5 protein-coding genes and 2 pseudogenes are annotated in these 7,879 nt (G+C 65.0%); 1 reads left to right on the top strand and 6 read right to left on the bottom strand.

What is annotated here, in order from left to right; genetic code table 11:
• Window positions 1-541, top strand: a 541-nt coding sequence (locus JCM25156_RS22280; RefSeq protein ID WP_148299353.1) for a DUF4175 family protein, incomplete at its 5' end; no start/stop codon positions are given.
• A 180-nt stretch (window positions 542-721) separates the two neighbouring features.
• Here JCM25156_RS22280 and JCM25156_RS22275 read toward each other — a convergent pair.
• The 6 genes and pseudogenes from JCM25156_RS22275 to glmS form a co-directional block, all read right to left on the bottom strand.
• Window positions 722-3,348: pseudogene (locus JCM25156_RS22275) on the bottom strand (cation:proton antiporter).
• A gap of 208 nt (window positions 3,349-3,556) precedes the next feature.
• The gene (locus JCM25156_RS07100) at window positions 3,557-4,192 is read right to left on the bottom strand and encodes a thiamine phosphate synthase (protein ID WP_025812610.1); all 636 of its coding nucleotides are present in this window, start codon (window positions 4,190-4,192) and stop codon (window positions 3,557-3,559) included.
• Entirely contained in the window at window positions 4,189-4,959 is a 771-nt protein-coding gene (locus tag JCM25156_RS07095; RefSeq protein WP_025812609.1) for a thiazole synthase, read from the bottom strand. The genes JCM25156_RS07100 and JCM25156_RS07095 overlap by 4 nt, the downstream gene beginning before the upstream one ends.
• Window positions 4,956-5,162, bottom strand: coding sequence for a sulfur carrier protein ThiS (gene thiS / locus JCM25156_RS07090; RefSeq protein WP_025812608.1), 207 nt, complete (start codon window positions 5,160-5,162; stop codon window positions 4,956-4,958). The genes JCM25156_RS07095 and thiS overlap by 4 nt, the downstream gene beginning before the upstream one ends.
• Before the next feature lie 23 nt (window positions 5,163-5,185).
• Entirely contained in the window at window positions 5,186-6,181 is a 996-nt protein-coding gene (gene thiO, locus JCM25156_RS07085) for a glycine oxidase ThiO (RefSeq protein ID WP_025812607.1), read from the bottom strand.
• Window positions 6,182-6,247: 66 nt separating this feature from the next.
• Window positions 6,248-7,879, bottom strand: a pseudogene (glmS, locus tag JCM25156_RS22270) (glutamine--fructose-6-phosphate transaminase (isomerizing)); the annotation flags it as partial.

Here is a 7,879-nt window from a genome sequence, read left to right as displayed (position 1 = left end):
CTTGCCCGGCGCCCTGCATGAATTGCGCCATGAGTTCAAGCAGTTCTCCGGCAAGGATACGCCCGCCCTCGACAAGGCCCAGACGGACATGAAGGCGGTTCGCGCCGCGCTGGCCACCGGAAAGGATCCCGACGCGGCAGGAGCCGAGAAAAAGGTGCTGGCCGACCTGCAGCAGGGCGACCAGCAGATGCGCCAATCCATCCGCAACCAGGGCGCCCATGGCGGCATGACCGTTTTCCTGCCCATGATGTCCCAGGGAAATGGACAGGGCAGCCATGGCAGCGGTGGCAACCGCCCCGGCGAGCAGGATGATGACGACGACGACGACCAGCAGCCCACCGACAGCAGGAACGACCGTGACCCGCTGGGCCGCAAGACCGGCGATACACGGCAGGGCATGGATAACGACACCCATGTGCCCGATAACGCCAGCCGCGAGCGGGCACGCGAGATCGAACAGGAACTCCGCCGCCGCGACGCGGATCGCACCCGCCCGCCAGAGGAACTGGAATATCTCGACCGGCTGCTGCGCGCGTTCTAGACGGCGCGGCAGGGCACAGGCCGCGCATGGGGGCAGCGCGTTATCCGCTCCCACTGATCGTCGGGCCTGAACTGGCGCGCCAGGCCGGAAGCCCACCAAAACGGAATCCCACTTCCCCCAGGGCCCGTGAAAAGTCAGCCGGAAACGAAGGGGTTTCTCCCCTGCCCGGCACGGCTTTCCTCAGGCGTCGGTTGTCTGGTCGTCGGGCTGGCGGGCCGGAAGGGCGCGATTGACGGGGGCGGTGGCAAGGTCAATGGCGTCATAGGACGGCAGGGCTCCCTCCGCCTCTTCCCCTTCGGCCGGCAGAAGCTGCGCGTCAGGCAGTTCGCCCTTGGCGTGCGCCTGCGTGAGACGTTCGAGATTTTCACCGATCCGGGGATAATCCTCGACCAGCTTGCGGAAATCACGCGCGCTCATGGTCATGAAATGCCCGAACTGCAGGGACCGGCTGGTGGCGTTCGCCCGCCCGCTCTTCAGCGCCTCCTGCGCGCCCAGCACCGCGCCCGCGCCAAAGCGGACATCGTGTTTGGGGTAATGCGTCTCCGCCAGCCCGGCGCTGATGAAATAGACGGTGCGCACTTTCTGCCCGTTCCGGTACAGCCGCTCCCCGGGGGATGAGAAATGGATGGACATTTTCATGGCGATGTCATGCAAAACGCCATCGGCCACGCCCTCGAACAGGGGGAAATTGTGGATGCGGCTCTCGATCCCGGCGCGGATGTTGAATTTCAGCCTGAAATCAAGCTGTTCGCGCCTGTGTTCCACATCACGGTGCAATTCGCGGTGCAGTTCCTCGCTCAGGAGCGATTCGGACATCAGGTTATCGTATTTTTCCTCTTCCAGCCGCAGGGCGATCTGGCGCAGCATCCGGTTCTCAAGCGCTTCCGAATAACCATGGTAATGCAGCCGCAGCGTCTGCAACGCCTCGTCCAGCAGTTTGCACTGGCGGTCCAGCACCTCGCCCACGATCTCGCTTATGCGGTGGCCCAATGTGGGTTCCATGCGCTGGCGCATGAAGCGCGTGAGCGAGAGGGAAACGAAATAGGCGATCATCAGCATCTCGAACCGCTCCATCATGCAGTACATGAGGGGAGCGTCGAAATTGAAGCGGTGATGGATCATCTGCGCCACGCGAAAACGCAGTGACGGCCGCAGCCTGCGGCGCAGGGCGCGCACATAGCCAAAGCGCCCCTCCAGCCGTGCGCCGTCAACCATCGCCTCGGCCGAGCGCAGCAGCGTTTCCATCACCCGGCGCGACAGGCCCTGAATGCGGAACAGGTCGAGCAGGATGGAGCGTTCACGGTTGGCGATGACAATCAGGGCCAGCGTCACGCGCTGGCGGTCACCCAGGGCGGTATCGAAGGTATTGGCCTGTTCTTCCGCATGGACGCGTCGGTCCAGCACCTCCACCACCGTACTGGTCACGGTGGGGGAGAAACCAAGCTCGCCTGCCACGTCGCGCGTCTGATCGCGTACTTCTCCCAGCCCGATGGCGAGGATCTGGTGGCGCAACGCCTGATCTATCAGCGGAAGCTGGTCCAGCTTGAGGAACAGGACCAGATACCGCAGCGACAGGCCGTTGACGAACAGGGTGATCAGCACGAAGCCCGTGGCGATGATCCCGATGAAATGCGCGATGCTGCTGGAGACATGCTCGTTTTCCGTCACGGCCAGCGCCAGCGCCAGCGTAATGGCGCCCCGCAGCCCGCCCCATACCATTGTCACCTTGAACGGGGTCGGCACGGCGGGGGAGAGCTTGGTGGCCGCAAGGATGGGCAGCATGCCGAAAACCACGGCCCCGCGCGCAGCAGCCCGGCGCCCGCCGCAAGCAGGATCAGCACGCAATCCCACCGCGTCATGCCCACCAGCAGGCGCGGCACCAGCATGGACGCCAGCACGAACACCAGCGAACCCGCCCAGAAGACGAGCTGCTGCCATAGTTCGTTAAGGAACCGCCATGTCTGCGGCCGGAAAGTGGAAGGCCCGTAGATCGAGATGGTCAGCCCGGACGCCGCCGTGGCCACCACCCCGGAAAACCCGAAAAACTCGTCACAGACGATATAGGACAGGTAAGGCAGCGCCACCGTGAGCGTGACCTCCGCCGCCGGGGCCGCCCCCAGCGCCGGAATCATCATGAGTGTGAGCCGCCCGAACACGATGCCGATGATCAGCGCGCCGATAAAGGAGACAAGGAATTCCAGCACCGCCCCGCCCAGCATGATCTTGTGGTGCGAGGTAATGGAGCCGAGCAGGATGGTGAAAATGGAAATCGCGGCGGCGTCATTGAGCAGCGCCTCGCCTTCCACCAGCCGGGTCAGCCGGCTGGCCGCGCCGATTTCCTTGAAGATACCCGCAACGGCCGAAGGGTCGGTGGTCGCCACGATGGAGCCGAGCAGCAGGCACACCACCAGCGGCACCCCGGCAAAGGGATACAGCGCGAAGCCGATGGTGGCGGTGGACACGGCCACGGCCACCACCGCCAGCAGCAGCACGGTGGCGGTTTCATGCGCGAGCCTGCGCACATCAATGCCCAGCGCCCCCTGAAACACCAGTATGGGCAGGAAGATCAGCAGGAAGGCTTCGCTATTGAGCGGGAAATCCAGCAGCGTTTCCGCCGCCCCGCTGAACATTTCCAGATGGGTGTTGCGCAGCACCAGATCGGCCGCGCCCCCGATCACGATTCCCGCCAGGGCAAGCAGGACGGTTTCCGACAGTTCCAGACGGCGGGCAAGCGGCTGGACCGCGCTGACAACAACAAGCAGCACGGCAATGGCCATCAGAATTGCTGCCAGACCCGCTATCTCCATTCAAAACCCTCGATTCCCGATCGTGTCATGCCCACGGACCCGTTCTAACAGCCGACCATGAACAGATTATGTCCCGCCTGTTACAGTGCCGCCATAATTCAGGCCCATGGCACCGGCCCCAACGGATTAAAGCCGTTCCACCCGTGCCGTTGCATCAAGTATCAATAAAGCCACACATGCGTTGCATTAACAACACATATATCCTGTATTATAGATCCTGATTTCGCAGGTGCGCGGCTTTATCCGTCGCGGCGAGCCATGCCTTCACCTGCTCCTCCGGGTCGGGCATGCGGATGAAGGCGGACACGGCGGATACGCAGTCCGCCCCGGCTGCGATACAGTCCGGCGCGCGCGCCAGCGTTATGCCGCCAATGGCCACCAGCGGGATGGAACCGAGGCGCTGTTTCCACACCGTCAGCCGCTCCGTTCCCTGTGGCCCCCATGGCATTTTTTTCAGCATCGTCGGCCAGATCGGCCCCAGCGCCACATAATCCGGCGCGAGGGACAACGCACGGTCAAGTTCCGCCTCGCTATGGGTGCTGATGCCCAGACGCAGCCCCGCCGCGCGGATGGCGGACAGGTCGGCCGTATCAAGATCTTCCTGCCCCAGATGAATGAAGTCTCCCCCCTCCTCGATCGCAAGCCGCCAGTGATCGTTGATGACAAGGTTGACCCCGTGCTGGCGGGCATGGTGAACGCCCGCGCGGATTTCACGCCGCAGGTCGTCCGCCACCATATCCTTCAGGCGTAGCTGGATCAGGCGCGCGCCCGCCGGGCCAAGACGGGCGACCCACCGCGCCGCGTCCACTACCGGATAGATGCGTGAGGGAAGCGTGAAGCTCATAGCACGGCCTGCCCGATAACCGGCGTGGACGGCACGGCCATGTCGCGCATTTCCATGGGGTCGGCCAGATAGGCCATGCGCCCCGCCTCCACCGCCATGGCGAAGGCGCGGGCCATTTCCGCCGGGTCACCGGCCTTGGCCACCGCCGTATTGATCAGCACCGCGTCATACCCCAGTTCCATGGCCTGCGCGGCATGGGACGGCACGCCAATGCCCGCGTCGACCACCATCGGCACATCGGGAAAATGCGCGCGCAGGGCACGCAGGCCGAACAGGTTGTTCAGCCCCTTGCCCGAACCGATGGGCGCGCCCCAGGGCATGAGCACCTCACACCCCGCGCGCAGCAGGCGTTCGGCGCCCACCAGATCCTCGGTCATGTAGGGAAAGACCTTGAATCCGTCCTCGACCAGGATGCGGGCGGCGTCCACCAGCGCGAACATGTCGGGCTGGAGCGTGTCGGATTCGCCAATCACCTCCAGCTTGATCCAGTCCGTGCCGAACACTTCGCGCGCCATCTGCGCGGTGGTCACGGCTTCACGCGCCGTATGGCACCCCGCCGTGTTGGGCAGCACCGGCACGCCCAGCGTACGGATCATCTCCCAGAAGGCATGTCCCGCGCGCGAACCCGCGGCCTCACGCCGGAGCGATACGGTCACAACCCCAGCACCCGCCCGGCGCACGGCATCCATCAGTATCTCGGGGGAGGGATACTGCGCCGTGCCCAGCATGAGGCGCGATGAAAGTTCGGTGCCATAAAAAAGGGTCATGGCCTCACCCTCTGCATGGGGGCCAGAATTTCAACCCGTGCGCCTTCATGCAGGGGCACGGCGGCCCGTCTGCCCGCGGCGATGAAGCTGCCATCAAGGGCGGTGGCCAGACGGGCCGTGCCGTCATAGCCCAGTTCCTCAAGCAGCGCCGCCAGGGTGGGGGCGATCACGTCATGGTGCTGGTCATTTACCAGAATCTGCATGGTCATCTCCTTTGCGGGAGGAATTAGGCATTACCGAACACAATATCGGCCGCATCGGCGGCGCGGACAGGTGAAAGCAGGAAGCCGTGCCGATACATGCCGTTGATGTGGATATGGCGTCCCTCCCGCCGGACGGCGGGCATGTTGTCGGGATAGGACGGGCGCAGGCCGGTGCCGGTTTCCAGTATCTCTGCCTCGCCAAAGGCCGGATGCAGGGCATAGACCGCGCCCAGCATCTCCACCATCGAACGCAGTGTCATCGGACCCGCGTTCTCGCTTTCGATCATCGTCGCGCCCACCATGTACACGTGGTCGGCGCGCGGCACGATATAGATGGGAATGCGCGGGTGCAGCATCCGCACCGGGCGGTGCAGCGTCACATCCGGGCAGCGCAGCAGCAGCATCTCGCCCCGGACCCCACGCATGTCCGCCAACTGGTCGCGCGCGGCGATACCCGTGCAGTCCACGACCCAGTCGTAGCCATCCGTCCCTTCATCAACCGGGACATCCAGCGCGATCCGGCCCCCCAGTTCCACAAGCCGGGTGGCGAGGGCGCGCAGGGCGTCGCGCGGGTCCACATGGCCTTCACCGGCAAAAAACAGCGCGCGGGAGAAGCGGTCCGCCAGGTCGGGTTCGAGATCGGCCACCTCGGCCTCACCTATCGTGGAGAAATGCGAGGTACGGCGCCCAAACCGCGCCACTTCCCCCACATCGCGCGCGGGCGCCAGCACAAGCGTGCCATTACGCACCACGCCGGGCACATGCGCATCCCACCAGTCGAGCGAGGCGAGGGACTGCGCGGTCACTTCCTTTGGCGCGGATTCCGCCTCGCACCACGGGGCAAGCATGCCGCCCGCCTGCCATGACGCGCCCGATCCGATCCGTGGCCCGGATTCATGCACATGAACCCGCGCCCCGCGCTCCGCCAGGGTGACGGCGGCGGTCAGGCCGGAAACGCCCGCCCCCCGCACGAGAACGGACGGGCCCGTCCCGCCGGAGAATGCCGTTTGTGCTGCCATCTGCGCCGTACCCCCTGTTTATTATCGTGTTTACGAGCGATGTTTGTGCCGGTTCCGCGCCCGTGTCTATTCAACAGTCACGGACTTGGCGAGGTTGCGGGGCTGGTCCACGTCCGTGCCCTTCAGCAACGCGACCTCATAGGCCAGAATCTGCACCGGGATGGTCTGCAGGATCGGGGCCACGAATTCATCCACCGTGGGAATCGCGACCACGCATTCCGCAATGTCACGCAGGCGCGGCGCGCCCTCCATATCCGTGAACACCAGCAGCCGGCCGCCACGGGCCCGGGCTTCCTGCAGGTTGGACAGGGTTTTTTCAAACAGCGGCCCCGAGGCACGGTCGCCACGACCGGCACCGTGTTGTCGATCAGGGAAATCGGGCCGTGCTTCATTTCCCCCGCGGCATAGGCTTCCGCGTGGATGTAGGTGATTTCCTTCAGCTTCAGCGCGCCCTCCAGCGCGACGGGAAACATCGCGCCGCGCCCGAGATAGAGAACATCGCGCGCCTGCGCCACGATCTCGGCCATGCGGCGGATTTCATCATGGCGTTCGAACACTTCCGTCGCCTTGCTGGGCAGGTCCAGCAGGCTGGTCACCATCCGTTCCTCCTGCCGCGCATCCAGCAGGCCACGCGCCCGGCCAAGGGCGATGGTCAGGCACGCCAGCACCGAAAGCTGGGCGGTGAAGGCCTTGGTGCTGGCCACCGAGATTTCGGGACCGGCCACCGTGCCCAGCACGGCGTCGCTTTCACGCGCCATGGTGCTCTGTTCCACATTGAGCACGGAGACGATGTGCTGCCCCGCCGCGCGCATCCCGCGCAGGGCCGCCAGCGTATCCGCCGTTTCGCCCGACTGGGAAATCAGCAGCCCCAGACCGCCCTGCGCCAGCGGCGGGTTGCGGTAGCGCATCTCGCTCGCCACGTCGATATCGACCGGAAGACGACCATACTGCTCGATCCAGTAGCGCCCGATCATGCCCGCGTAGAAGGCGGAGCCACAGGCGGTAATGACCGCGCGCGGCACGGACGCCAGATCGAATGGCAGTTCGGGCATCACCACACGGCGGGTGGCGGGGTCGATCAGGCGCTGCAACGTCTGCCCGATCACCACCGGGTGCTCGTGCAGTTCCTTTTCCATGTAATGGCGGTAACCGTCCTTGCCGACCGAGGCCGCGATCAGGGCGGTGACCTTGACCGGCCGTTCGACCGGATTGCCTGCCATATCGAAGAACTCGGCCCCGGCGGAGGTAATCACGCTCCAGTCCCCGTCATCCAGATAGGCGATGCGGCGGGTCAGCGGGGCCAGCGCCAGACTGTCCGAGCCCAGAAACATCTCGTTATCGCCAAAGCCCACCACCAGCGGCGCGCCGTGGCGCGCGCCGATCACCATCCGTCATGCCCGGCGAAGATCATGGCGAGCGCGTAGGCCCCTTCCAGCCGCTTGAGGCAGGCATGCGCCGCCTCACGCGGGGAGAGACCGCGCTGGAGGTGATAATCGACAAGCTGGGCTATGGTCTCGCTATCCGTCTCGGTGGAAAACACCTGCCCCGCTTCTTCAAGCTCCTGACGCAGGGCCTCGAAATTCTCGATAATGCCGTTATGGACAACCGAGACCCGCTCCGTCCCGTGCGGATGGGCATTGTTTTCCGTGGGCGCGCCATGGGTGGCCCAGCGTGTATGGCCGATGCCGGTCACGCCGG

The sequence above is a fragment of the Komagataeibacter kakiaceti JCM 25156 genome (assembly GCF_000613305.1).
This window is presented reverse-complemented; position numbering and strand designations above follow the sequence as displayed.